At 40.5% G+C, this 242-nt stretch carries 1 pseudogene; it reads left to right on the top strand.

Annotation, left to right across the window (positions count from 1 at the left end):
* Window positions 1-242: pseudogene (locus tag BHV72_RS09585) on the top strand (RHS repeat domain-containing protein); the annotation flags it as partial.

The following is a 242-nucleotide window of genomic DNA, read 5'->3' as shown; positions in this document are numbered from 1 at the left end:
GGGCAGACTTCAGCGACGGGTTATGATGTGATTGATGATCTTTCTTTGAGTTATGCCGGTAACCGGTTAAAGAAGGTGGCAGACCGTTCAGGCACTTCTACCTTCAATAACGGCTTCGAGTTCAAGGACGGTATTGACTTGTCCACAGAGTATGAATATGATGAAAACGGCAACCTGACTAAAGATTTAAACAAAAATATAACTGCTATTCAGTATAATTGTTTAAATTTGCCTAGTCGTGT

Origin of the sequence: Bacteroides sp. 43_46, from assembly GCF_001915455.1 — a bacterium.
Classification (GTDB): Bacteria; Bacteroidota; Bacteroidia; order Bacteroidales; family Bacteroidaceae; genus Bacteroides; species Bacteroides caccae.
This window is presented reverse-complemented; position numbering and strand designations above follow the sequence as displayed.